20 protein-coding genes and 1 pseudogene are annotated in these 23,535 nt (G+C 71.0%); 9 read left to right on the forward strand and 12 right to left on the reverse strand.

From position 1 onward, the window contains the following. Positions 1-8 precede the first annotated feature (8 nt). The 7 genes from ACWPXE_RS07745 to ACWPXE_RS07775 all read right to left on the reverse strand — a co-directional run bounded on the left by ACWPXE_RS07745 (position 9) and on the right by ACWPXE_RS07775 (position 8,503). Positions 9-809, reverse strand: a complete 801-nt coding sequence (locus ACWPXE_RS07745; RefSeq protein ID WP_454017340.1) for a response regulator — start codon at positions 807-809, stop codon at positions 9-11. Then, positions 806-1,906, reverse strand: a complete 1,101-nt coding sequence (locus ACWPXE_RS07750) for a chemotaxis protein CheB (protein WP_454017341.1) — start codon at positions 1,904-1,906, stop codon at positions 806-808. Before ACWPXE_RS07750 ends, ACWPXE_RS07745 begins: the two co-directional genes overlap by 4 nt. Further along, a complete protein-coding gene (locus tag ACWPXE_RS07755; protein ID WP_454017342.1) occupies positions 1,903-4,173 on the reverse strand; it encodes a hybrid sensor histidine kinase/response regulator in 2,271 nt (756 codons plus the stop codon). The genes ACWPXE_RS07750 and ACWPXE_RS07755 overlap by 4 nt, the downstream gene beginning before the upstream one ends. A gap of 61 nt (positions 4,174-4,234) precedes the next feature. Further along, positions 4,235-5,911 carry a methyl-accepting chemotaxis protein gene (locus ACWPXE_RS07760; protein WP_454017343.1) on the reverse strand — a complete coding sequence of 559 codons (1,677 nt, stop codon included), beginning with the start codon at positions 5,909-5,911 and terminating at the stop codon, positions 4,235-4,237. After that, a complete protein-coding gene (locus ACWPXE_RS07765) occupies positions 5,908-6,534 on the reverse strand; it encodes a chemotaxis protein CheW (RefSeq protein WP_454017344.1) in 627 nt (208 codons plus the stop codon). Before ACWPXE_RS07765 ends, ACWPXE_RS07760 begins: the two co-directional genes overlap by 4 nt. Then, a complete protein-coding gene (locus ACWPXE_RS07770) occupies positions 6,534-7,988 on the reverse strand; it encodes a CheR family methyltransferase (RefSeq protein ID WP_454017345.1) in 1,455 nt (484 codons plus the stop codon). Before ACWPXE_RS07770 ends, ACWPXE_RS07765 begins: the two co-directional genes overlap by 1 nt. Then, entirely contained in the window at positions 7,985-8,503 is a 519-nt protein-coding gene (locus tag ACWPXE_RS07775; protein ID WP_454017346.1) for a chemotaxis protein CheW, read from the reverse strand. Before ACWPXE_RS07775 ends, ACWPXE_RS07770 begins: the two co-directional genes overlap by 4 nt. Before the next feature lie 347 nt (positions 8,504-8,850). Here ACWPXE_RS07775 and panD point away from each other — a divergent pair. The 3 genes and pseudogenes from panD to ACWPXE_RS07790 form a co-directional block, all read left to right on the forward strand. Next, positions 8,851-9,249 (forward strand): annotated as a pseudogene (gene panD, locus ACWPXE_RS07780) (aspartate 1-decarboxylase); the annotation flags it as partial. A gap of 217 nt (positions 9,250-9,466) precedes the next feature. Continuing rightward, positions 9,467-9,703, forward strand: coding sequence for a hypothetical protein (locus ACWPXE_RS07785; protein ID WP_454017347.1), 237 nt, complete (start codon positions 9,467-9,469; stop codon positions 9,701-9,703). Positions 9,704-9,773: 70 nt separating this feature from the next. Further along, complete coding sequence (locus ACWPXE_RS07790; protein ID WP_454017348.1) at positions 9,774-10,352, forward strand: hypothetical protein; 579 nt, start codon at positions 9,774-9,776, stop codon at positions 10,350-10,352. Here the strand turns inward: ACWPXE_RS07790 and ACWPXE_RS07795 are convergent. The 4 genes from ACWPXE_RS07795 to dacB form a co-directional block, all read right to left on the reverse strand. Next, entirely contained in the window at positions 10,307-11,329 is a 1,023-nt protein-coding gene (locus ACWPXE_RS07795; RefSeq protein WP_454017349.1) for an endonuclease/exonuclease/phosphatase family protein, read from the reverse strand. The genes ACWPXE_RS07790 and ACWPXE_RS07795 overlap by 46 nt on opposite strands. Further along, positions 11,326-12,123 (reverse strand): class I SAM-dependent methyltransferase, encoded by a 798-nt coding sequence (locus tag ACWPXE_RS07800; RefSeq protein WP_454017350.1) that lies wholly within the window; start codon positions 12,121-12,123, stop codon positions 11,326-11,328. The genes ACWPXE_RS07795 and ACWPXE_RS07800 overlap by 4 nt, the downstream gene beginning before the upstream one ends. Positions 12,124-12,152: 29 nt before the next feature. After that, positions 12,153-12,785 (reverse strand): chemotaxis protein, encoded by a 633-nt coding sequence (locus ACWPXE_RS07805; RefSeq protein ID WP_454017351.1) that lies wholly within the window; start codon positions 12,783-12,785, stop codon positions 12,153-12,155. A 93-nt stretch (positions 12,786-12,878) separates the two neighbouring features. After that, positions 12,879-14,345 carry a D-alanyl-D-alanine carboxypeptidase/D-alanyl-D-alanine endopeptidase gene (dacB, locus tag ACWPXE_RS07810; RefSeq protein ID WP_454017352.1) on the reverse strand — a complete coding sequence of 489 codons (1,467 nt, stop codon included), beginning with the start codon at positions 14,343-14,345 and terminating at the stop codon, positions 12,879-12,881. 305 nt (positions 14,346-14,650) lie between these two features. Between dacB and ACWPXE_RS07815 the strand changes: the two genes are divergently transcribed. Continuing rightward, complete coding sequence (locus ACWPXE_RS07815) at positions 14,651-16,378, forward strand: FHA domain-containing protein (protein WP_454017353.1); 1,728 nt, start codon at positions 14,651-14,653, stop codon at positions 16,376-16,378. On the opposite strand, the gene ACWPXE_RS07820 is transcribed toward ACWPXE_RS07815, so the two are convergent. Then, positions 16,368-17,084: a 4'-phosphopantetheinyl transferase family protein gene (locus tag ACWPXE_RS07820; protein WP_454017354.1), complete on the reverse strand. Its 717-nt coding sequence runs from the start codon at positions 17,082-17,084 to the stop codon at positions 16,368-16,370. The two genes, ACWPXE_RS07815 and ACWPXE_RS07820, sit on opposite strands and share 11 nt — an antisense overlap. A gap of 105 nt (positions 17,085-17,189) precedes the next feature. On the opposite strand from ACWPXE_RS07820, the gene ACWPXE_RS07825 reads away from it, so the two are divergent. From ACWPXE_RS07825 to ACWPXE_RS07845, 5 genes are all read left to right on the forward strand, one after another. Continuing rightward, a complete protein-coding gene (locus tag ACWPXE_RS07825; RefSeq protein WP_014197936.1) occupies positions 17,190-18,173 on the forward strand; it encodes a phosphoribosylaminoimidazolesuccinocarboxamide synthase in 984 nt (327 codons plus the stop codon). Then, entirely contained in the window at positions 18,173-19,117 is a 945-nt protein-coding gene (locus ACWPXE_RS07830; RefSeq protein WP_454017355.1) for a D-2-hydroxyacid dehydrogenase family protein, read from the forward strand. Before ACWPXE_RS07825 ends, ACWPXE_RS07830 begins: the two co-directional genes overlap by 1 nt. A 481-nt stretch (positions 19,118-19,598) precedes the next feature. Continuing rightward, on the forward strand, positions 19,599-20,087 hold the full coding sequence (locus ACWPXE_RS07835; protein ID WP_454017356.1) for a PTS sugar transporter subunit IIA: 489 nt from the start codon (positions 19,599-19,601) through the stop codon (positions 20,085-20,087). Positions 20,088-20,203: 116 nt separating this feature from the next. Continuing rightward, positions 20,204-23,170 carry a monovalent cation/H+ antiporter subunit A gene (locus ACWPXE_RS07840; RefSeq protein WP_454017357.1) on the forward strand — a complete coding sequence of 989 codons (2,967 nt, stop codon included), beginning with the start codon at positions 20,204-20,206 and terminating at the stop codon, positions 23,168-23,170. Then, entirely contained in the window at positions 23,170-23,514 is a 345-nt protein-coding gene (locus ACWPXE_RS07845) for a Na+/H+ antiporter subunit C (RefSeq protein WP_014197933.1), read from the forward strand. The genes ACWPXE_RS07840 and ACWPXE_RS07845 overlap by 1 nt, the downstream gene beginning before the upstream one ends. Positions 23,515-23,535: the final 21 nt, after the last annotated feature.

The raw sequence follows: 23,535 nt of genomic DNA on the forward strand, positions 1-23,535 counted from the left end.
TACGCCTTCTATGCGGAAGGCATTGGGGGCGACAGGCGGGCGAGATGGTCCTCCACCATGTATTTCCGGCGGAGCAGGGCCATCAGCCGGATCTTCAGGATGTCCATCGGCTGCGACTTGCCGACGAAGTCGTCGGCGCCGGCGGTCAGGCTGGCGGTCAGGCGGTCGTCGCCCTCCTGGCTGGTCAGGATGACGATCTGGAAGAACAGGCCGCGGCGCCGGCGGAAACGGTCGAACCGCTCGCACAGCTGGGTGCCGCTGGTGCCCGGCATCACGAGGTCGAGGATCACGCAGTCCAGCCCGCCGTCCTCCAGCGCCGCCACCGCCTCGTCGGCGTTGCGCGCGGCGACGACGTGACAGCCGTCCTCCTCCAGCTCGGCGCGCAGGAACTCGCGGTAGGTCGCGCTGTCGTCCACCACCAGGATGCGCGCCCGCCGCAGGATGTCGGACACGGTCGGCGGCGCGTTGCGCCGGTCGAGCAGCGTCATGGCCTGCTGCACCACGCCCTGGGTATCGGCGGGGTCCACCCGATGCACGTCGGCGGGAACGCCGGCCTCCGCCGCCCGTTCCGCCGAACCCAGCAGCATGGCCGGGGCCGGGCAGCGCCGCCGCAGCTCCGTCAGGGTGCGGGCGGCCTCGCCGTCGGCCTCGACCATCAGCAGGTCGAAGGGACGGCGCGACAGTTCCGCGACCGCCGGCTCCACCGTTTCGACGCAGCTCGCCTCGATGCCCTGCTCCTCCAGCATCAGCTTCAGGAGTAGTCCCTGTGTCTGCGAAGCGATGACGATCAGTGCCCTGGGTCCACTCATGAGGGCTCCACTCCCGTCGAAACCAGTTCCAGCAAACGGGCCGCCACCTTGTCGATGGGCAGCTCCTCGGTAACGCCTCCCAGCCGGACCGCGGTCCCCGGCATGCTGTGGATGACCGCGGTGGAGGCGTGCTCCGCGATGGTGTAGGCACCCGCGCGGTGCATGTCGGTGAGGCCGCGTGCCCCGTCCTCCCCCATGCCGGTCAGCAGCACGCCGATGGCGGCGGCGCCGAAGGCCGAGGCCAGGGAGGAGAACAGCACGTCCCCGGACGGCCTCTGGCCGCAGACCGGATCGCCGTGGACCAGCCGCATCCCGCCGGGCTCGGCGGTCAGATGAAGCTCGCCGAGGGCGACATAGACGTGACCGGGCCGGTGCGGCCCGTCGGAGGCCAGCGCCACCGGCAGCGGCGTGACCGACCCCAGCCAGGAGGCGAAGCCGGCCACGAAGGGCGCGCCGATGTGCTGCACGACGAAGACGGGCAGGGGGAAGTTGGTCGGCAGCCCGCGCAGCAGCTTCACCAGCGCCGCCGGCCCGCCCGTCGAGGCGGTGATCCCCAGCGCGCGGAACTGCCGCTTCACCACGGACGGCGGCAGGGGCGGCGGCGTCGGGACGCTGGCACCCCTGCGGCGGCCGTTGGTGCCGACGGGCTCCTCGTCGCCGTTGCGCGGGCGCCCGCGCTGCCGGATCACCTTGACCTGGCTCATGATGGTGAGCTGGGTGCAGAGATGACGGGCGAGGGTCTGATAGTCGGCGCGGGCCATGCTGCCCGGCTTTTCCACCACGGCCAGCGCCCCGGCCTGGAGCGCCCGCATCGGGATGTCCAGGTCGCGCACGTCGGAGGCGACGACGACGATGGGCACGGGATGCTCCCGCATCAGCCGCTCGGTCACGGCGAAGCCGTCGATCCCCGGCAGGCGGATGTCGAGCGACACCACGTCCGGCTTCAGCGAGACGACCATGCGCAGAGCCTGCTCGCCCGACGCGGCGATGCCGGCCAGCTCCAGCCGCGGGTCCTCGCCGATGACGTGGGCGAGGAGCTGCTGGACGACCGGCGAGTCCTCCACCACCAGGACGCGGATCTTGCGGGCGCCGGTCACAGCAGCCGCCGGATGCCGGCCAGAAGCTCGTTCTGGTCGAAGCGGGTCTTGACGATGTAGGCGTCGGCGCCGAGGTCCAGCCCGCGCTCGCGGTCCTCGTCGCTGGCGCGCGAGGTGACCAGGATCACCGGCAGGTCGGAGGTCATGGGGTTGCCCTTGACGGCCTGGAGCAGGGCGAACCCGTCCATCCTCGGCATCTCCACGTCGCTGATGATCAGGTTCACATCCTCCAGCTCGCCGAGCGTTTCGACCGCCTCGCGCCCATCCACGCACAGCGTGACCCGGTAACCATGGGCCTCCAGGATGCTCTTTTCCAGAGTTCGCGTGGTGATGGAGTCGTCCACAACCAAAATGTGCGGCCGCCGCCGCGCCGACTCGTCGACCGGACGGACCAGCGGCGGCAGGGCCATGCCGGGGCGCGGCGACAGGGCGGCGGGATTCAGCACCAGGGCCGGCGATCCGTCGTCCATCAACACGGTGCCGAGGAAGCGGGCGGCGTCGATTCCCACCTCCTCCGCCGGGGTGACCACCGAGTCGCGGGTGGCCAGCAGCGCGTCCACGACCAGGGCGATCCGCCGCCCGGCGGTGCGCAGGATGACGAGCGCCAGCGGCGCCCCGTTGCCCTGCGGCATGGCGCCGTCGTAGCCGAGCAAGGCGGCCATCGGCGTCACCGGAACGTCCTCCTCCTCCAGCCGGATGGTCGGGGCGGCGAGGTCGGTGAACAGCGTGTCCGCCGGGACGCGCAGCACGCGCGCCACGTCGTTGCTGGGAATCGCCAGGATGTCGTCCTGGACCGCCACGAAGACCAGCCGCTGGCTGAGCAGGCTGAGCGGCACCTCCACCGTGACGACGGTCCCGCCGCCCTCGCGCGCGGCCAGCGTCACCGAGCCTTGGAGCCGGGCGACCTCCCGCCGCACGATGGCGAGGCCCATGCCACGCCCGGCATATTCGTTCGCGGTGGGGGCGGTGGAGAAGCCCGGCTCGAAGATCAGGTCGAGCAGCCGTTCCTCCGGCGCCGCCTCCGCCTCGTCGGCGCCCAGCAGGCCGCGCTCGACGGCGTGGCGGGCGATGGCCGCGCGGTTCGGGCCGCGCCCGTCGTCCTCGATGCGCAGGACGAGGCGGCGCCCGACCACCGAGGCTTCGAAGCGGACGGTGGCCGCGGCGCGCTTGCCCGCGGCCACCCGCTCCTGCGGGGTTTCGACGCCGTGGCTGACGGCGTTGCGCGCGATGTGCAGCACCGGGTCCTTCAGCCGTTGCAGGACCACCCGGTCGGCCTGGGTCTCCAGCCCGCGGATGTCCGCCTCGACCTCCTTGCCCTGGGCGCGGCTGATGTCGCGGATCATGCGGCCGAGGTTGCTGAACTGGGACTCCGCCGGCAGCATGCGGAGCTGCCGCACCTCGTCCTGGAAGCCGCTGCCCCAGCGGCGCAGCGACCAGAGATGCCGGTCATGGGCGCGGTGCGCCGCGTCCAGCGAGGCGCCGAGCGCGCGGAACCGCCGCTCGAAGGAGGACAGGCGCAGGGCCGTTTCATCGCCCGCGAAGCTGGTGGCGCCGGACCCCGCGGCATCATGGGAGCCGCGGAGCAGGCGGGGCCGCATGGCATGCCAGCTCCGCTCCAGGGCGCGCCATTCGCCGCGCAATTCGCGCAGCTCGGCGACCAGGGCGGACTGGTTCTCGATCTCCGGCAGGAGGCCGGCGGCGGCGGTGAACAGCCGTTCCAGCCCGGCGGCGCGGATGCGGACCAGCGCCGCGTTTTCGGCGGGACCGGTGGTTTGGGCGCGGCGCGGTGCGGCGGTTGGCGAAGCATCACGGGCGGCATCCGCGCGCGGAGCGGCGGGGGATGGGCCGGGAGAGGGGCGGCGCTGGACCGGTTCCGGGCCGCCGCCCTCACCGCCCATGCGGGTCAGTTCGGCCAGCACCTCGGCGATGTCCACCTCGCCACCGCCGCGGGTCGCCCAGGCCACCACGTCCTCGATGGCGTCCAGCGCGCGGCGCACCACGTCGCGGGCCGCCGCGTCGAAGGGCACCGTGCCGCGCTGGATGGCGATGAAGGCGGCCTCCAGCCAGTGGGACAGCCGCTCGACCTCCGGCAGGTCCACGGCGCGGGCGGCGCCCTTCAGGCTGTGGGCGCGGCGGTGGATCTCCACCAGATCGGGGAGGTGCGCCGGGTTCTTCTCCACCGCGCGCAGGGACTCGCGGATGGCCGCGAGATGCTCCTTGTGCTCCAGGTCGAAGGCGGCGAGCAGGCGCGCGCGGATGTCGTTCATGCCGCCGGCGCCTTCCGTCCGTCCTTGTCCGTGCCCTCGCCGCCGCGTGCCGTCGCCATGGTCACACGCGGTAGTTCCGCACGGCCTCGACCAGACCCTGGCCGAGATCGTTGAGGTTGGTGGCGGCCCCTTCGAGCTGGCGGGTGCCGGCGGCGGTCTGGCTGCTCGCCTCGCGGATGTTCTGGAGCGCCTGGATCACCTGCTCCAGGCCGATCTGCTGCTGGTTGGTCCCGGCGACGATCTGCTGGAAGGCGAGCACGCTCTCCTGCACGCTCTCGGCGAGGTCGCGGATGGTCGACTGGGTGGCGTCGGTCTGGCGCTTGCCGGCGCCGACGCGCTTCACCGCCTCCTCCGTCAGCATGACCGAGGCGTTGATGCCGTGCTGGATCTCGCTGAGGTTGGAACGGACCTGGGCGGTGGCCTCCTTCGACTGGTCGGCGAGGCTCTTGATCTCGCTCGCCACGACGGCGAAGGTCCGGCCGTGCTCACCGGCGGCGGCGGCCTCGATGGCGGCGTTCAGGGCCAGCAGGTGGCAGCGCTCGGCGATGTCGTTGACGGTCAGGATGATCTCGCCGATCGCCTGGGTGCGCTCCGACAGGATGACGATGTTCTCGGCGACCGCCTCCGCCTGCTCGCGGATGGCGTCCATCGCCTGGTTGGTGTCCTCCACCGCCTTCAGGCCGGTCTCGGAGTTGGACGCGGCGACCTGGGCGTTCTGCGCCACGTCCTGGGCGCGGCGGTTGATCTGCGCGCCGGATTCGGTGATCTCGCTGAGCGTCGCCGTCGTCTCCTCCACGGCGGCGAGCTGCTGGGCGACGCTGGCCGCCTGCTGCTGGGTGGAGGCGCGGATCTGCGCGGTCGCGGCGTGCATGCTCTCGGCCGTGGCGCGGGTGGTCCTGGCCATGCTGCGCAGGTTGCCGGTCATCTCGTTGAGGTGGGTGCCCAGTTCGGCCAGCTCGTCGTCGCCGGGCACGACCACCGTCTTGGTCAGGTCGCCCTTGCCCACCTGGGTGACGTAGCCGATGGCGGTGCCGAGCCGCTTGGTGACCGAGCTGCCGATCAGGATGGCGATGGCGACGGCCAGGGCCACCACAATGATCAGCGCCAGGATCGAGGAGCGCACCGCGTCGTCATAGAGGGCGCGGATGTTCTGGCGCCCGGCCTCCGACAGGCGGCTGATGTCGCTGTGCAGGCTGGCGAGCTGGTCCGCCATGGCCACCCGCATCTCCTCCACCCGCGTCAGACGCGCCAGCGCCTCCGGTTCGGTCCCGGCGGCCACCCGCTCCATCAGCGTGTTGGCTTCCTCCAGCATGCGACGCGAATGCTGGTCGAAGCTGTTGATCTGGGCGACCAGCTCGCCCCAGATGCGGCGGCGGTCCTCCGTGGTGCCGTCCTCGGCCCGCTCGCCGGCGATCCGCTTGAGCTTGCTGATCTGCTCGAACATCACCGCCGAACCGTCACGATAGCGCTGGCGCAGCTGCGTGATGTCCGGCACGCTGCCCTGGATCTGGGCCAGCGCCGCGGCGTGGGTCGCCGCCTCGCGGTAACTGCGCAGGTTGCTCTCGGTCACCTCGATCTCGCGCACCGCCTCCGACACCTGGATGTCGTAGGTGGCGATGCCCATCATGACCTTCATGCCGTCCGCGAACCGCATCATCTGGAACGCCGCCAGCAGCCCGGTCAGCAGGCAGACGACCCCGAAGCTGAGCATCAGCTTGTGCTTGACCTTCAGTTTCATTCTTCTTTCATGCTCCTCAGCGTCTCCAGGATCGCCGGCACGTCCAGCACGGCGATGCGGCTCCGGGTGATGGCGGTGACGAAGGTCCCGGCTTCCGGCGGGGCCTTCAGGTCGGTTCCATCCAGCTCCATCACCGTGTCCACGGTGCGTAGGCGCAGCGCCACCGGCCGCTCGCCGCCGCGCAGCACGACGGCGAAGCCGCCGCCGGCGGGAACGGCGTTGCGTCCGCACAGCCGGTCCACGTCGAACAGGCGCATCACCCGCCCGTCGATGGCGATCAGCCCCAGCAACTCCGGCGGTGCGTGGGGTACCCGCGCCACCCGCGGCAGCGGCACGATACGGGACAGGTGGCGCAGGTCCAGCCCGTAGGACCCGTCCGCGCCGCGCCCGGCCAGCAGGGTAACCGGCGCTTCCGCTTCCGCTGCGGCGTCGGTCTCGATGGAGGAGGGGGCGCGCGCCAGATCCTCGGCGCGGCGCAACAGCAGCGCGTCGGCCCAGGCGCCGCCCGGCGCCGCGGCGGCTTCCGCCTCCCGGCCTTGAAGGGCCAGGCGCGCGCGGACAGCGGCCCAATCGATGGCGTCTTTCACTTCGGCCGCCTCTCCGGTTCCGGTCCGGTCGTCCATCACGGCTCCTCACCCGAGAACCAGAGGTCGATCATGCTCCGCAGCTCGGCCACGGTCAGGCCGCCGCCCTCGGCCACCAGTTCCGTCGCGTCGTGGGCGGCGACGGTGGCACGGGCGTTGCGGAAATGGCGCTGCGCCGGGGCCAGCTTGCCGCGCCGCCAATAGGCCAGCGCCAGATGGTAGTCGGCCAGCGCGAAGTCGGAATCCAGATAGAGCGCCCGCTTGAAGGCGGCGATCGGGTCGCCGACGCCCAGCTCCTCCTCCAGCAGGCCCAGCCGGAAATGGACCACGGGGTCGAGGCGGTTGCGCTCGGCCAGGGCGATGCAGGCGTCCAGCGCCGCCGCCCGGTCGCCGTCGGCCACGGCGGGATTGCCGGCCGGGGATCCCGCCGGCGGCTGCGGGGTGGGCAGGGGGGCAGGCGCCGGCTTCGCCGCAGTGGCGCGCAGCCGCGCCACGGAATCCGTCGCCGTGCTGCGTTTCCTCGCCGGTTTCGGCTCCGCGGCTTTTGGTTCGGCGGGCCTCGATTCGACGGGTGGGGACGACTCGACGGCGATGGATGGCGTGTAGGCGGGCAGCGCCGCCGCCACGGGGACGCTGCCGGGGCGCGGCTTGCGGTAGATCGTGGCGCCGGGAACCGGCACGGGGGTGAACAGGCTGTTGACCTGCTGCCCCGTCTCGGCATGGCCGACCACCAGCCAGCCGTTGGGAACCAGCACCTCGTGCAGGTTCTCCAGCAGCCGGGTGCGCGTCGGCTCGTCGAAATAGATCATGACGTTGCGGCACAGCACGACGTCCAGCGCGCCCAGGCCCCGCGGGTAGTTGGGCAGCGGCCCGTCCACCAGGTTGAAGACCGAGAAGCTCGTCCATTCGCGGAAGCGCGGCTTGACCGCCCACAGGTCGCCCTGCCGGTCGAAGCATTCCGCCAGGACGGCCGGGTCGAGCCCGCGCACCGCCCAGTTCCCGTAGACGCCGCGCCGCGCCGTCTCGATGAAGCTGGCGTTCAGGTCGGTGCCGACGATGCTGACCTGCCAGTCGCGCAGCTGGTCGGCGAAATGCCGCTTCAGCAGGATTTCCAGGGTGTAGGCCTCCGGCCCGATCGAGCAGCCGGCGCTCCAGATGCGCAGCAGACGGCTTTCCCGGTTGCGGCGCAGGCATTCCGGGATGGCGACGGCGCACAGCGCCTCGAACTGCTCGGCGTAGCGGAAGAAGAAGGTCTCGCCGACCGTCAGCTCGTTGATGAGCGCCTGATACTCCGGCCCGGTCGGCCCCTCCGCGGCGAGCTGCGCCAGATAGGCGGCGAGGCCGAGGGTCGGCTTATCCGACAGGCGGCGGTTGATGCGCTCCGCCAGGGCGGCGTCCTTGTCGGCGTAGTAGGCGAGCCCGGTCGCCCCGATGACGGCGGCCTTGATCCGGGGAAAGACCGGGTCGCGCAGGATGGCGTCGATGCGGTTCATCGGACCTCCGCGCCGGTCTCGGAATCGGGGGCGGCGAGCCGGGCCAGACGCTCGTCGGCCATGGCCTGGAAGGCGGCGAGCAGCCGGCCCTCCGCCTCGGTCAGCAGGCGGGACGGGTCGATCACGGTGGCCGTTCCGCCATCATGGGGGCCGCCGTGGGGGCCGCCGTGGGGGATGGTCGCCACGGCGCAGCCGTTGAAGGTCAGGGCGGGGTCGGCCGCCATCCGCTCCGCGTCGGGGATCGGCAGGATGTTGAACACCCGCTCGGCCAGCAGAGCGAGCGGACGGCCGTCCCATTCGGTCAGGAACAGCGGGGCGTACAGCTCCGGCGGCGCGGCGTCGAAGCCGAACAGCAGGTCGAGCCGCAGGACCGGGACGGCGCGGCCCTGGTAGCGGAACAGGCCGGCGACCACGGCGGGCGCCGCCGGCGGTCGGTCGAGCCGGGGCAGCGGCCGGGAACCGCGCCCGGGTTTCCCCGGCAGGGCCAGGGTCCTGCCGGAGACGGAAAAGATCACGTACCGTGTCGCGGATGCCGTCGCAGCCATCGCGGGCGCACACCTTCCTGATTCGGTTGTCGGCCTATGCCGGTTGCCGGGTCCGATACGCGCAGCCGGACCTTGGATTCCATTATTGGGTGACGCCGGGGAGCTTGAAACCGGCGCAGAACATGCCGCATCGCACCCGGGATGGAAATACCACCAAAGGCAAAAGCCTCAGCCCAAGGTGGCGGTATGACGCCGGTCATACTGTGGGTGCCGGAACGCTTGCTGTTTTCGCAGTTGCGGTTACAAACATCCCCGGCCGCCTGATCAAAAGCCGCCGATCAACCGCCGCCGTCCAGCCGCACCGACCAGAGGGGATCATGATCAAGGTTGTCCGAGCGAAGCTGCACTGCCTGCGCGTCACCGACGCCAACCTGAACTATCAGGGGTCGATCACCCTCGATCCGGAGCATTGCGAGGCGGTCGGGATCTACCCGCTGGAGTTCGTGGAGATCTGGAACAAGAATTCCGGCGCGCGGATCAGCACCTACGTGATCTACGGCGAGCGCGGCTCGCGCTGCTGCGTGCTCAATGGCTCGGCGGCGCGGAGCTGCCAGCCGGGGGACGAGGTCATCATCGCCGCGTCCTGGTATTGCCAGCCGACGGAGCTGGCGACTCTGCGGCCGCGCGTGCTGACCTTCAACGCCGACAACAGCGTCGACCGCGCGCTGACCTACGACGTGACGGCGCTGGACGGCGGGCGCTTCGATTTCGCGATTCGCGAGGGCGCCTTCCTGGAACCGGAACCGGCCTGACCCGCCGGCCCCGACGTCCCGCAAACAAAAGAAGCGGTCTCGGGCGAGTCCTCGCGCAAAGCGAGCGCATCGACGGCTTTCGCGTGTCTTGCGAGGGGTAGGCCGCGAGTCCCACTTGAACGCGCGGCAATTTTTGCCTACTCTACTTGGGTGGGAGTGCGGACAGCGAGGAGTGCGTGTCATGGGCGTCAGCGGCATAGGGGGCTATCAGCAGCAGCCTTTCACGACACCGTTAAGCAGCGGGCCGGCGGCCCTGCAGCAGACACGGGGAACCGACGCGAACCAGCAGGCCCAGAAGGCCGAAGAGGATCGCCGTCAGCAGGCCCAGGATCAGCAGGCGCAGCAGAGCCAGCAGGCCCTGGCGTCGGGCGGCAACACCACCCCGACCCGCGGACAGAACCTCAACATCACGGTCTGATCGCGCGTCGTCCAATCGGGGCCCGCCCGGCTGGTCCGGGGCCGGGCCCGCAGGGGAAAGGCGGCCAGCCATGGACATCCGAAGCGTTTCCGGCATCCAGGCGAACCGGCCGACTCCGGCATCGGCGGTCCCGACGCCGCAATCCGTGGCTGATGCCGCGGCACCGACTTCCCAAACCGCCTCCAGCGCTGCGGACCAATCCGCTTCGGCTGCGTCTCCGTCCGATCCGGTGGTGGTGGCCGGCGGCTACATCAGCCCGGTCCTGCGTTACGACCAGGGCGCCCGGCTGGCCGTCATCTATTTCCGCGACCGCTCCTCCGGCGAAACCCAGAACCAGATCCCGGCGCAACAGGTGGTGGAGGAATACCGCCGCACCGCCAGCCGCCTCGGCGTCGCGACCGATGCGGCGGCGGAAGGCCACGACACCGGCAAGGGGACCGCGGCATCCGGCGGTTCCGCCACACCGGGCGGCGCCGGGCGGAGCGTCGGATCAGGATACGGCGCCATCCCGTCGAGCGGCGCCCCGTCCAGCGGAACGCCGCCCGCGACGGGCGCCGGTCCGGCGGGAACCACCCCGGCCGCCGTTCCCCGTGCCGCGGGGTCCTACGGCGCCGGTTCGCCGGGCGCCATCGTCTCCGTCACCGCCTGATCGGGCAGCTCGAAGCGGGCGACCAGGGGCGCGTGGTAGCTTTCCGGGGAATGGCTGACCGTGGCGTGGGCGACCAGCTCGTCGCCCAGCGCCTCGTTGTGGATTTCGGCGGAGCGGAACCAGCCCAGCAGGGCGCGCGACACCAGCAAATGGTCGAGCATCACCGCGTCGCCGCCGTGCAGCACGGTGAAGCGCCGCTCCTCCGGGACGGAGCGTTCCAGCGGCACCAGCGACCGCCCCGCAAGATGGCCGTTGCCGGTCTCGTCCAGGTCGGCGCGGATGATGCGGACGGGGGTCTGCTCGATCTCGGCGTTGAGGTCGCCGGCCACCAGGATCAGCGCCTGCGGGTCGGCGTCGAACACCCGCTCCACCGCCAGCCGGGCCTCCAGCGCCTGCCCGGCCCGCTTGATCGAGGCGAGGTAGAAGCCCTCCGCCCAGCCGCCGACGCTCTTCCAGGTGGAGGCGTTCTTCTTCTGCCCCGGCACCGGCGCGGCGATCGGCGCGCGCAGATGCAGGTTGAAGACGTGCAGCCGCCGCCCGCCGGGCAGCTCGATCTCGCCGTGCAGCACCGGGCGGTCCCAGGTCACGGCGTCGCCGCCGGGCTGGGCCGGGTCGGCGGTGACCATGCGGACCTGCGGGGAGGGCACCAGATCGTGCCGATATTGCCGCGCCGCCAGGATCGGCCAGCGGCTCACCAGCACGAGGTTGTGGCGGTCGGCCAGCTTGGTCCCCTCGCTGCCGGAGGTCCGGTGGAAAGCGGCGTAGGGGCCGCCCTCCAGCAGCCGGTTCAGAGCGCGCAGGGTCCGCGGCTCCCCCTTCGCGTCGCGCTGGCCGTTGACCTCCTGAAGGCACAGGATGTCGGCGTCCAGCCGCTCCAACTGCGGACGCAGCACGGCGGCGCGCTCCTCGAAGGACAGGTCGCCGGTGTCGTCCAGGCTTTCCAAGTTGAAGGTGGCGATGCGGATGCTGCGGTTCATGACCCCTCCCCGGACGCCCGGCCCGCCGCGGCGCGCGGGCGCGCCAGGAACAGGTGGTTGCGGTTGATGCGCCGCCGCCGCCGGCGGTGCGCGCTCAGCATTGCCGTGGAGGCGACGAGCGTGGCGTCCAGCCCGGCCTCGGCCATGCGCTGGGGGGTATCCGTACCATAAATCCGGTAGTGATAGGGATGGCCGAAGGCGGCCAGCCGCTTGGCGGGCGTGTCCATCGCCGGGTCCTCCCGCGTCGGCCCCTTGGGGTCGTAGGGGAACAGCAGGATAGCGCGGCCCGAGGGCTTCAGGACGCGGGCGATCTCGCGCAGTGCGGCGCGGTCGTTGGGGACATGCTCCAGCACGTGGCTGGACAGCACGAGGTCGAAACGGCCGTCCGGGAAGGGCAGGTCGGTCAGGTCGGCCTGCACGTCGGCGGCCGGGTTGAAGCGGTCCAGCGTGACGTAGCGCCGGCCGTGCCGCGCCCGCAGCAGCGGTTCCAGGCAGGGTTCCGGGGCGGTGTGCAGGATGCGCAGCGACCGGCGCAGCACGTCCGTCCGCTCCGCCAGGAAGCTCCACAGGAAGCGGTGGCGCTCCAGCGACCCGCAGTCCGGGCAGCGGGCGTTGCGCCGTCCCCCCAGGCCGAAGGGCAGGAAGCGTGCCGCCTTCCGTCCGCAGAGCGGGCAGAGCAGGGGGCCGGCGGCGGGGACCAGGCCGCTGGCGCCCTCGTAGCGTGGACGCTCGTACAGCGACTCCCGCCGGTAGACGGCGGCCTCGTCGAGATTCTGGTCCGCGATGGCGGGCAACAGGCGGGACAATCCATGGAGCATGGGGATCAGAACAGTTCCACGTCGCCATCGATCCCGGTCTTGCGCAGCCGGTCCATGAAGGAGGTCTCGGACCGCGCGATGTCCCGCACCGTCTCCTCCCCGATCAGGCGGCGCTGGGTGCGGCCCGAGGTGGGGTAGAAGCGCACCGCGCGGGCCGTCGTGCCGCCGACGTCCCAGCTCATCGTCGGGATGCCTTCGGCCGCCAGATACTCCATGACGAATTCGACGTTGCGCTGGCCGATGCCGGCGCTGCGCGGGGCGCCGTTCACGCTGGCCCCGCCGAAGATCTTGGCGCGCAGCCGGTCGCGCCGCCCCGTCGCCGCCAGCAGCCGGTTGATGAGCTGCTCCATCGCCGCACTGCCGTAGCGCGAGGAGATGGACAGCCGGTCGCCGTTGTGGTCGGGCAGCAGGAAGTGGTTCATCCCGCCGATCGCTGCGACGGGATCGAACAGGCAGGCGGCGATGCAGGAGCCCAGCGTGGTGGTGATGACGACGTTCGGGTCGTCGCTGACCACGCAGCCGCCGACCACGATGTTGACCACCTCTGCGCCCAATTGCCGGTCGTGGTAGCGGTTGGCCGCGATGTCCGGTGTGTCGGAACCCTGCTGGAGTCGGCGTGCGCGCGGGCTGATCGGCATCCAGAACCTCGGTGGGACATTCGGTCGCAGTGTACAACCGACCGTCGCCCTTCGCCAAGCGTTGTGGTCAAGGGCTCCTGCAATCGGTGGCTCTCACAAGCCGGCGATCCACAACTCCAGAAGGTCGGCCTGGAGCTTGCGGGCGCGGGCCAGCCAGGCGCGGGCCTCCGGGGGGATCTCGGCAATGCGGCGGTCCATCGTCCGGTCCATGGCGGCGCGCTGCGGCTCGTCGGTGACGAAGAAGGCGAAGCCGAGCGTGCGCCCGCTCGCCGTGGTCAACGTTCCGGCCAGCGCCTTGGCGTAGGCCAGCGTGCCCGATTTGGCGCGCACGCCGGGGGGCAGGACTTTACCCTCGTCCTCGCCGGGGAGAAGGGCGAGCACCGCCGGACCGGCGCCGCGGATCAGCGCCATGGTCTGGGCCGGGGTGATCCGCGACGCGCTGCTGAGGCCCGAATGATTGAGCAGACGTAACCCCGTCCAGTCGGTGCGCGGGGCTGCCAGCATGACCGGCGCGGTCAGCACCGCCGCCGACTCCGGCAGCGTCTGCACCGCCGGATCGAGCCGCCGGGCGGCGGCCAGCCCGATCAGCTCCGCCGACAGGTTGTTGGAGTAGCGCAGGACCTGCCGGGCCAGAACCTCCAGCGGCTCGCTGCGGTGCAGGGCGGCGAGCGTGGCGGTCGGCGGCACCGCGCCGGGGGCCGGGGCGGGCAGGGCGATCCCCGCCTCCGCGGCCAGCCGTCGGAAGACGTGGGCCGCCGCCAGACCGGGGCGGGTGACCGGAAGCCACAGGCTGGCCGCCATGCCCGGCTGCGGGGCGAAGCGCCAGCGCTCGCCCTCCGGTTCGCCATTGGCCGGCTGCCTGTCCGCGGCGACGAGCGGGGTGAAGGCGGCCCCGGCCCCTGTACCCAACTGCACCGTCACGCTGTCCAGCGGCACGCGCCCGGCGTCGGACACCGACCACGCGCTGACCCGCACCGGCTGCCCGGCGGCGGCGGGGCGCGCCCAGTCGAAGCGGAAGCGGTTGAAGTTGAGCGAGAGCGCCCCGACCCCGGTGTTGTAGCCGGCGGTCCAGGGCTGGCCGGCGTCGATCTCCGGCATCTCGGGCAGGGCGGAGGTGTCGTAGAGGAAGCGCCCGGTCACCCGCGTGACGCCCAGCGCGCCGAGGTCGCGCAGCAGCTCCGTCAGCCCTTCGCTGGACAGCGACGGGTCGCCGCCGCCCTTCAGGATCAAGTCGCCGTCGAGCACGCCGTCTCCCAGCCACCCCGTGACGTGCAGCGTGGTCTCGAACCGGTGCTCCGGCCCCAGCACCGCCAGGGCGGCGGCCATCGCCGGCAGCTTGGCGACCGAGGCCGGGGCGAAGGGCTTGGCCGGCTGCCGCTCCGCCAGGACCGCGCCGCCTTCCGGATCGAACAGCACGTAGCCGACGTCATCGGTGGAAAAGCCGTTGCGGGCGATCGCCGCCCGGTCGTCCGGACCGGTGGCGCCATAGGGGGACGCGCAGGCCGACACCGCGGTGACGCAGGCCAGCAGGAGCAGGATGGAGAAGGTCGGAATCCGCATGGCGGGCAGTCTAGCGCAACGCGCCGCCCCGCATCCGCGCCAATCGTTGGTCGGGCCGGGGGCGGCCCAGGAATCTTGCTGCGCGGAAAATCCGCTTACCGTACGATGAAGTCCTCAAAAGACGCCACGCCTCTGGGGAAAGAGCTGAAAAGCCCATGATGTCACGGCGCCGCAGCCTCACGTTCGAAGTGGTCGTCGACCAAGGCGGAAAACCCAACATCGACGGGGTCTTTCCCGACGAGGCCACGGCCCGGGAACGCGCGGCGTATTTGCTTCGTCTTGCGAAATTTCCGGTTGTCCGGATTTTGAAGGTAAATCAGGCGGGCAAGGAAGAGGTCATCTTCCAGAAGTCCAGCGCCGGCGGCGGGAAGCCGACCACCATCTCCACCATCGACGAGATCGACGTCGGACCCGCCAGCCTCTGCACCGACGCGCTCCAGCTCTTCTCCTACGACAGCCGGATGCTGCTGCTGCGCCTGCTGCGCGGCTATTGGGACGATCAGGCGGTGATCCCGGCCGAGCAACTCCACCGCTATTACCCGCTGCGCTATTTCGAGCGGGAAGCGCTGCTGTTCAACCCGGCGGTCAGCCGGCTCGCCACCCTTCAGGCGCCCTTGCTGGGCGTGAAGCCGTTCGACCGCCACGACCAGCTCCTGCGGATGTTCACCCGGCTGAAGGAGATGGCGCAGGCGTCGGACACGCTGGCGCCCTTCGACGCGGCGCTGGCCTGCGGCGGGGTGGGCGGCCTGCTGGCGGCGGCGGCGGAGCGCCCGCCGGAGGAGCGCGACCGGCTGGTCACCCACGCCTTCGCCGCGGTGCTGGAGCCCTGCCGCGACTGGCCCGGCAAGGTCAAGGCGCTGCTGCGCTTCCACCGCGAGGACGGGGAGGAGGAGGCGAACCGCCGCCTGCTCGACCAGATGCTGGCGGAAACGGTGGACGGGCGGGAGCCGGTGCGCGCGCTGATCGGCTACGCGCCCGACCTGGGGGCGGCGCTGCATAGCCTGATCGCGGCGGTGCACGGCGACCTCGACGACCGGCTGCCCCACACCGACGAACTGCTGGCCCTGTCCAACGCGCTGGGCGGTGGCGGCTTCGACGAGACGCGCAAAGCGCTGCTGCGCCGCATCCAGGGCGGTCTGGCCGGCCTGACCCCGCTGACCCGCACCGGCACCGCCGCGGAGGGCAAGGCCTTCGGCGTCATCGTCAACCGGCTGACCAACTTCGACGGCTTCCTGGGCGGCGCCGGCATGGCGGAGGCGCTGACCCGGCGCGCCAAATCGGTGTGGAGTTCCGGCGGGCAGGACGCGTCCTTCGACATGGCGGTGCAGCGTCTGGCCACCCGCCTGCCGGCGCCGGCCCAGCGCATCGGCTATCTGCTGGACCTCGCCACCAGCCCCTTCGGGCGCAACAAGCTCAGCGTCCTGATCCGGCAGGTCGCCACCGAGTTCGAGAGCATCACCTCGGCCCGCGAGCTGGTCGCCCCCGGCGTCAGCACGGACGACGTGCGCAGCGGCCTGGGCCGTCGCCTGCGCGCCGCCGGTATCCCCCGCGCGCTGGCCGAGGGGCTGATCGCCAAGATCGCCGCGATTCCGGACGGCGAACGGTCGCTCGGCATCCCCTTGCTGGCCGCTCCGGCGGTCGCCGCCGTGACGCGGGCGACCCAGGAGACGATTCTGATCGACGTCCCGAAGGTGGCGGCGGAGCGGCTGGTGTTGTTCTGGCGCGGCCAGACGCGGGCGATTCCGGAGGACGGGACCCAGCTCGTCATCGGGCGCTCGTCGCAATGCCAGTTCGTCCTGGACATCGCCTCGGCCTCGCGCCGGCACGCCGCGGTGTCGCGCCAGGATGGCGTCTTCGTGGTGGAGGATCTCAGCCGCAACGGCACCCAGATCGCCGTGCCGGGGGTGGCGGAGCCGCGGCGGCTGAAGGCCGGCGAACCGTTGCCGCTGCCGCCGCGCGGCGAAATCGTCATCGGCTCCGCGGAGCTGGGCGAGGAGCCGGCGCGCATCGCCTGGGAAATCGTCAAGCGCTGAACGCCTCGTCAAGCGGGCGAAACACGGGGCGCCAGCCGTCGCCGCGCACCGCCAGCGCGCCGACCAGCCCCGGCGCCGGGCGCAGGTCGAACAGCGACCAGTCCGTGGCACGTCCGGCCTCCAGCGCGCCGTCCAGGCTGAGCAGGCGGGCGGGGCGGCCCGGCGTCAGCTCCACCGCGAAGCGGTCGAGCGGCGTGGACAGCCCCTGGCCGGTCGCCTTGATGAAGGCCTCCTTGCGGGTCCAGCCGTTCAGGAACGCCTCGTCCCGCAGCGCCTCGGGCAGGGCGGCGAAGGCGGCGCGCTCCTCCGGCGCGAAGAAGCGCTCGGCGATTCCGGCGGCGTCCGCCACGGACCGCAGCCGTTCGATGTCGACGCCCAGTTCCACCGTCGCGCTGCGCGCCGTGGCGGGGGCGATGGCGATCAGCACGTGATCCTTGCAGTCGGCGAGGTTGAAGGCCGGGCCGCCGGGAAGGGAGGGCTTGCCCATCGGCCCGTAGGCGAAGACCAGACTCGCCGGGTCGCGGCCCATCACCCGCCCGAGCAGATGGCGCAGCAGCCCGCGCCGCAGCGCGCAACGGGTGCGCAGCTCCTCCGTCGCGAAACGGGCGGCCCGCGCCGCCTCGTCGGGGGAGAGCAGGGCGCGGAACGCCTCCAGCCGGTGCGCCAGCCCGCGCAGGTCGGCATAACAGAGTTGAATCTCTCCCATTTCCCGCATTGGATGTCCCCATTCCCCGGATTCGGGACTATAACCGCGCTGGCCCCGCGCGGCGATTGCGCTATCATGCGCCTCCCTTTTGCCGGATCTGGAATCATGGTCGATACCGCTCAGCTTGCTCCGCATCTGTCCAACGTCGTCAAGGACGCCGCCATTCCCGAGCTGCCCAACCACTACCGGGGCAAGGTGCGCGAGAATTACGACCTTCCCGACGGGCGGCGCGTCATCATCGCCACCGACCGGCTGTCGGCCTTCGACATCATCCTGACCGCCATCCCCTTCAAGGGGCAGGTGCTGACCCAGATCGCCCGCTACTGGTTCGAGGCTACCAAGGACCTCTGCCCGAACCACGTCCTGGAATACCCGGACCCCAACGTCGTGGTCGCCAAGCGGCTGACCATCATGCCGGTGGAGATCGTGGTCCGCGACTATCTGGCCGGCACCACCGGCACCTCGTTGTGGACGATGTACAAGAAGGGCCGGCGGGAGATGTACGGCCACGTCTTCCCCGACGGGCTGCGCGAGAATCAGAAGCTGCCGGAAACGATCATCACCCCGACCACCAAGGCGTTCGACGCCGGCCATGACGAGGAGCTGACCGCCGCCCAGATCGTGGAGCGCGGGCTGCTGACCCAGGCGCAGTGGGACGAGGTGACGGAAAAGGCGCTGGCCCTGTTCGCCCGCGGGCGCGAGATCGCGGCGGCGCGTGGCCTGATCCTGGTGGACACCAAGTACGAGTTCGGCTTCGACGAGGCCGGCAACATCATCCTGGCCGACGAGATCCACACGCCGGACAGCAGCCGCTACTGGTTCGCCGCCAGCTATCCGGAGCGGTACGAGGCCGGGCAGCGCCCGGAGAGCTTCGACAAGGACTTCGTGCGGAGCTGGGTGACCCAGCGCTGCGACCCCTACAAGGACGCCATCCCGGAAATCCCGGCGGAGGTCGTGCTTGAGGCCGCCCGCATCTACATCGAGGCGTTCGAGACCATCACCGGTCAGACCTTCCAGGTTCCCACGGAGGTGACTCCGGCGGTGGAGCGCATCCGGGCCAATCTGGCGCCCTATTTCGCGAAGCCGTGATGAAGATCGCCATCCTCGACGATTACCAGAACGTCGCGCGCGATCTGGCGGAATGGCATCGCCTGCCCAACGGCAGCGCGCTGACGGTCTTCGAACGGCCGATCCCGGCGGAGGAGGTGGCGGGCACGCTCGCCCCCTACAGCGTCTTGGTGATCATGCGGGAACGCACGCCGTTCCCCGCGTCGCTGATCGATGCGCTGCCGAACCTGCGGCTTCTCGTCACCACGGGCGGGCGCAACAACGCCATCGACCTTGAGGCCTGCAAGGCCCGCGGCATCACCGTCTGCGGGACCGGCATGGTCGGCACCCCGACGGCGGAGCTGACCTGGGGCCTGATCCTGGCGCTGGTCAAGCGCATCCCGCAGGAGGAGCGCGGCCTGCGCGCCGGGCGCTGGCAGGCCGGCCTGACGCAGGGGCTGGCCGGCAAGCGCCTCGGCCTCGTCGGGCTGGGCAAGCTGGGCACCCAGGTGGCGCGGGTCGGTCAGGCTTTCGGGATGGAGGTCGCGGCCTGGAGCCCCAACCTGACCGACGAGCGTGCGGCGGCGGCCGGCGTCGCCCGGCTGGACAAGCGCGACCTGTTTGCCACCTCCGACATCGTCAGCGTCCATCTGGTGCTGGGCGAGCGGACGCGCGGCGTGGTCGGGGCGGACGACATCGACGCGATGAAGCCCTCGGCCTTCTTCGTGAACACGTCGCGCGCCGGTCTGGTGGATGGGGACGCCCTGCTGGCAGCCCTGCACGAACACCGCATCGCGGGCGCCGGTCTGGACGTCTTCCCGGTGGAGCCGCTGCCGGTGGACAGCCCCTGGCTGGAGGCACCGAACACGGTGCTGACGCCGCATCTGGGCTATGTCACACGCGAGAACTACGACGTCTTCTACCGCGACGCGCTGGACGACATCCTCGCCTGGCACGCCGGCGAGCCGGTGCGGATGCTCGCCTAAGGACGGGACGGCACCGCCCCGCCCTTTCCCCATGGCGCGGGGAAGGGCGGGGCGTCCCCCATGGGCGTAAGCCCTTGATAATTTTCAGGCTTCCGTGTCTTTCCCGGATCGGCCCTCCAGGCGGCATCGTCTTGGCCCGCCCATCCGCTTTTTCGCCCCCGCAGCACGGATTGTGGGATTACAGCCGCGGCCAAGACGTAGATGGATGGCACCCCCGCCACTTGCGGGGCGCGATTCCATTCCCAAAATGGGTGTGGAGCCTGCGGCAAGGGTGGGAAAGGAACGAGGTGTGTTGCGAAGCGCGGGCCCTGCCGGCGCTGCGTGTCCGTGGGGTGGGGCGGCCACCGGTCCCGGCGGCGATTGGCGTCGTGGACAAGGCGTGCTGAATTTGATTGGAAGTCTGTTGGTTCACGGCCATCCCGGCACGGACCGCGGACGGTCGGGACAGGAGACGGAAGGTTTGCCACCCATGGAGACAGGAATGAACATCTCGGACCTCTTGTCCGCACACAACGTCATTCTCGATGCAGGGCCGGCCAACAAGGAAACCCTGCTCGACCTTCTCGCCACCGAGGCGTCCAGCCGCATCACGGCCTCCAAGGAGGAGATTCTCAAGGCCCTGCAGGCGCGGGAGCACATCGGCTCCACGGCGCTGGGCAAGGGTGTGGCGCTTCCCCATACGGAGCTGCGTGGGACCGAGAGCCCGCTGGTGCTGTTCGCGCGGCTCCGCAAACCCATCGATTTCGAGGCCCGCGACGACGAGCCGGTGGACCTGTTCTTCCTCGTCCTCTGGCCGACCGCGACCCGCAAGGGCCTGCTCCCCGTCATGGGCGAGATCTGCCAGGCCCTGCGCGATCCGCAATCCCTGCGCAAGCTGCGTCAGGCGGAGACGCCCGACGCGGTGGTGCAGCTCGTCCGTCAGGCGCTTCCCCCCAACGCCGAACGGGAGCTTGACGACGACGATTTCTGACCTGACGACGTCCGGCCGGCGCGGCGAGGGACCTCCATCCTTCCTATATTCGTAAAGCCGCCAGCTCTCAGCATTTTGGCCCCTCCGATTGCCCGAGACCCCCTTTGTCACAGACCATGTCCGACGCCCTGTTGCTCCTGGCCGCCACCGGCCTTCCGTTTGTTGGCGCGATCGTCGCCGGGATGCTGCCGACGCACGCGCGCAACACCGCGGCGTGGCTGGCCGGTGCGATCGCGATCATCGGGCTGGGTCTGGTGTGGGCGGCCTACCCGACGGTGGCGGCGGGCGGGGTGATCCGCCATTCGATGGCCTGGATGCCGTCGCTCGGCCTCGACCTCACATTGCGGATGGACGGCTTCGCCTGGCTGTTCGCCGGGCTGGTGTTCGGGGTCGGCGCGCTCGTCGTGCTCTACGCGCGCTATTACATGTCGGCCGACGACCCGGTCCCGCGCTTCTTCGCGTTCCTGCTGGCCTTCATGGGGTCGATGACGGGGGTGGTGCTCTCCGGCAACCTGATCCAGCTCGCCTTCTTCTGGGAGCTGACCAGCCTCTTCTCCTTCCTGCTGATCGGCTATTGGCACCACACGGCGGCGGCGCGCGACGGCGCGCGCATGGCGCTGACCATCACGGCGACGGGCGGGCTGTGCCTGTTCGCGGGGGTGCTGTTGCTCGGCCACATCGTCGGCAGCTACAACCTCGACGTCGTTCTGGCCTCGGGCGACAAGATCCGCGGGCATGCGCTCTACCTGCCGGCGCTCGTCCTGATCCTGATGGGCGCCCTGACCAAGAGCGCGCAGTTCCCGTTCCATTTCTGGCTGCCGCACGCCATGGCGGCGCCCACCCCCGTCTCGGCCTATCTGCATTCGGCGACCCTGGTGAAGGCCGGCGTCTTCCTGATGGCCCGGCTGTGGCCGGTGCTGGCGGGAACGGAGGCGTGGTTCTGGATCGTCGGCAGCGCCGGTCTGGCCACCCTGCTGATCGGGGCCTATGTGGCGATCTTCCAGAACGACCTGAAAGGACTTCTGGCCTATTCGACCATCAGCCATCTCGGGCTGATCACGCTGCTGCTCGGGCTCAACAGCGAACTCGCCATGGTCGCGGCGATCTTCCACATCCTCAACCACGCCGCCTTCAAGGCGTCGCTGTTCATGGCCGCCGGCATCATCGACCATGAGACGGGAACCCGCGATCTCCGGCGCCTGTCCGGCCTGAACCGCTTCATGCCCTTCACGACGCGGCTGGCGATGGTGGCGGCGGCGGCCATGGCGGGCGTGCCGCTGATGAACGGCTTCATCTCGAAGGAGATGTTCTTCGCCGAGACGCTGACGGCCCAGGGGTCCGTGACCTTCCTCCTCGACATCCTGCCCTTCGCCGCGATGGTGGCGAGCGCCTTCGCCGTGGCCTACTCGCTGCGCTTCATCCACGGCGCCTTCTTCGGCCCCGACCCGGTGGACCTGCCGCACCTGCCGCACGAGCCGCCGGCCTGGATGCGGCTGCCCGTCGAGATCCTGGCGCTGGCCTGCATCATCATCGGGCTGCTGCCCGCGGCCACCGTGGGGCCGTACCTGAACATGGCGGCCCACGCCGCGCTCGGCGCCGCGACCCCGGAATACAGTCTGGCGGTCTGGCACGGCTTCAACACGCCGCTGGTGATGAGCCTGCTCGCCCTGGCGGCCGGCGTGACGCTCTACTTCCTGCTGCAGCCGCTGTTCCGGAACAACATCGAGGGTCCGCCCTTCATCAGCCGCCTGGAAGGCCGCCGCATGTTCGAGCGGAGCATGGTCTTCCTGTCCTGGCGCCTCGCCCGGACGCTGGAAGGCCTGCTGGGCACCCGGCGCCTGCAGCCCCAGCTGCGTCTGGTCGTCTGCGTCGCCATCCTGGCCGCGGGCTGGGCGGTCTACCGGCGCGGGCTCGGCCCCGGCAATCTGGTGCCGCAGGGCATCGACCCCGTGCTCGCCCTGATCTGGGCGATCGGTGCGGCCTGCGCGCTGGGAGCGGCGTGGCAGGCCAAGTTCCACCGCCTCGCCGCGCTGATCCTGCTCGGCGGCACCGGTCTGGTCACCTGCGTCACCTTCGTCTGGTTCTCAGCCCCCGACCTCGCTCTGACCCAGCTGCTGGTCGAGATCGTCACCACGATCCTGCTGCTGCTCGGCCTGCGCTGGCTGCCCAAGCGGCTTCCCGGCACCGGCACGTCGGAAGTGATGCGGACGGGCCGCCGCCTGCGCGACCTCGCCATCGCCATCACCGCCGGGCTCGGCATGGCCGGGCTGGCCTTCGGCGTGATGACCCGCTTCCCGCCGGAAATCCTGGCGCAGCATTTCCTGGAGCGCGCCTACACCGAGGGCGGCGGCACCAACGTCGTCAACGTGATCCTGGTCGACTTCCGCGGATTCGACACGCTGGGCGAGATCGCCGTGCTGGGCGTGGTGGCGCTGACCGCCTACGCGCTGCTGCGCCGCTTCCGCCCGGCCCCCGACAGCGTGGACGTGCCGGAGCAGCAGCGCGACCAGAGCGCCTACGACATCGCCCGGCCGGAGCGGCGGGAAGGCGACACGGTGGCCGACTGGCTGCTGATCCCGTCGGTGATCGCGCGCCTGCTGTTCCCGGTGGTGGGCATGGTCGCACTGTTCCTGCTGCTGCGCGGCCACGACCTGCCCGGCGGTGGCTTCGCCGCGGGGCTGATGGGCTCGATCGCGATGATCCTGCAATACATGCTGGGCGGCACGCAGTGGGTGGAGGCGCGGCTGCGCGTGCTGCCGCTGCGCTGGATGGGCCTCGGGCTCCTGCTGGCCGCCGGCACGGGCCTGGGCGCCCTGCTGTTCGGCCGGCCCTTCCTGACCACCTATTTCGCCTACGCGGACCTGCCGCTCATCGGGGAGATTCCGACGGCCAGCGCGCTGCTGTTCGACATCGGCGTGTTCGCGCTGGTCATCGGCGCCACCATGCTGACCCTGATCGCGCTGGCCCGCCAGTCGGTCCGCGGCCATCGCGCCGCCGCGCCGCGCGCCGCGGCAGTGAGCGCGCCGCCCGCGTCCGCTCCGGTCCCGACCACCGCCCCGACCGCCGCAACCGGAGACGACTGATGGAACTTATCCTCGCCCTCGGGATCGGGGTGCTGACGGGCTCCGGCGTCTGGCTGCTGCTGCGTCCCCGCACCTTCCAGGTCATCATCGGCCTGTCGCTGCTCTCCTATGCCGTCAACCTCTTCATTTTCTCGACCGGCGGCCTGCGCACGGGGGCGGCCCCGGTGCTGGAGCGCGGCATGGCCGGCAGCCTCGCCACCCACGCCGACCCGGTGCCGCAGGCCCTGGTCCTCACGGCCATCGTCATCAGCTTCGCGACGACGGCGCTGTTCCTCGTCCTGCTCCTCGCCGCGCGGGGCCTGACGGGAACCGACCATGTGGACGGCAAGGAGAAGTCCCGGTGAACGGGTGGGCAATGAGCGCTT

The sequence above is a fragment of the Azospirillum sp. Marseille-Q6669 genome, assembly GCF_965111635.1.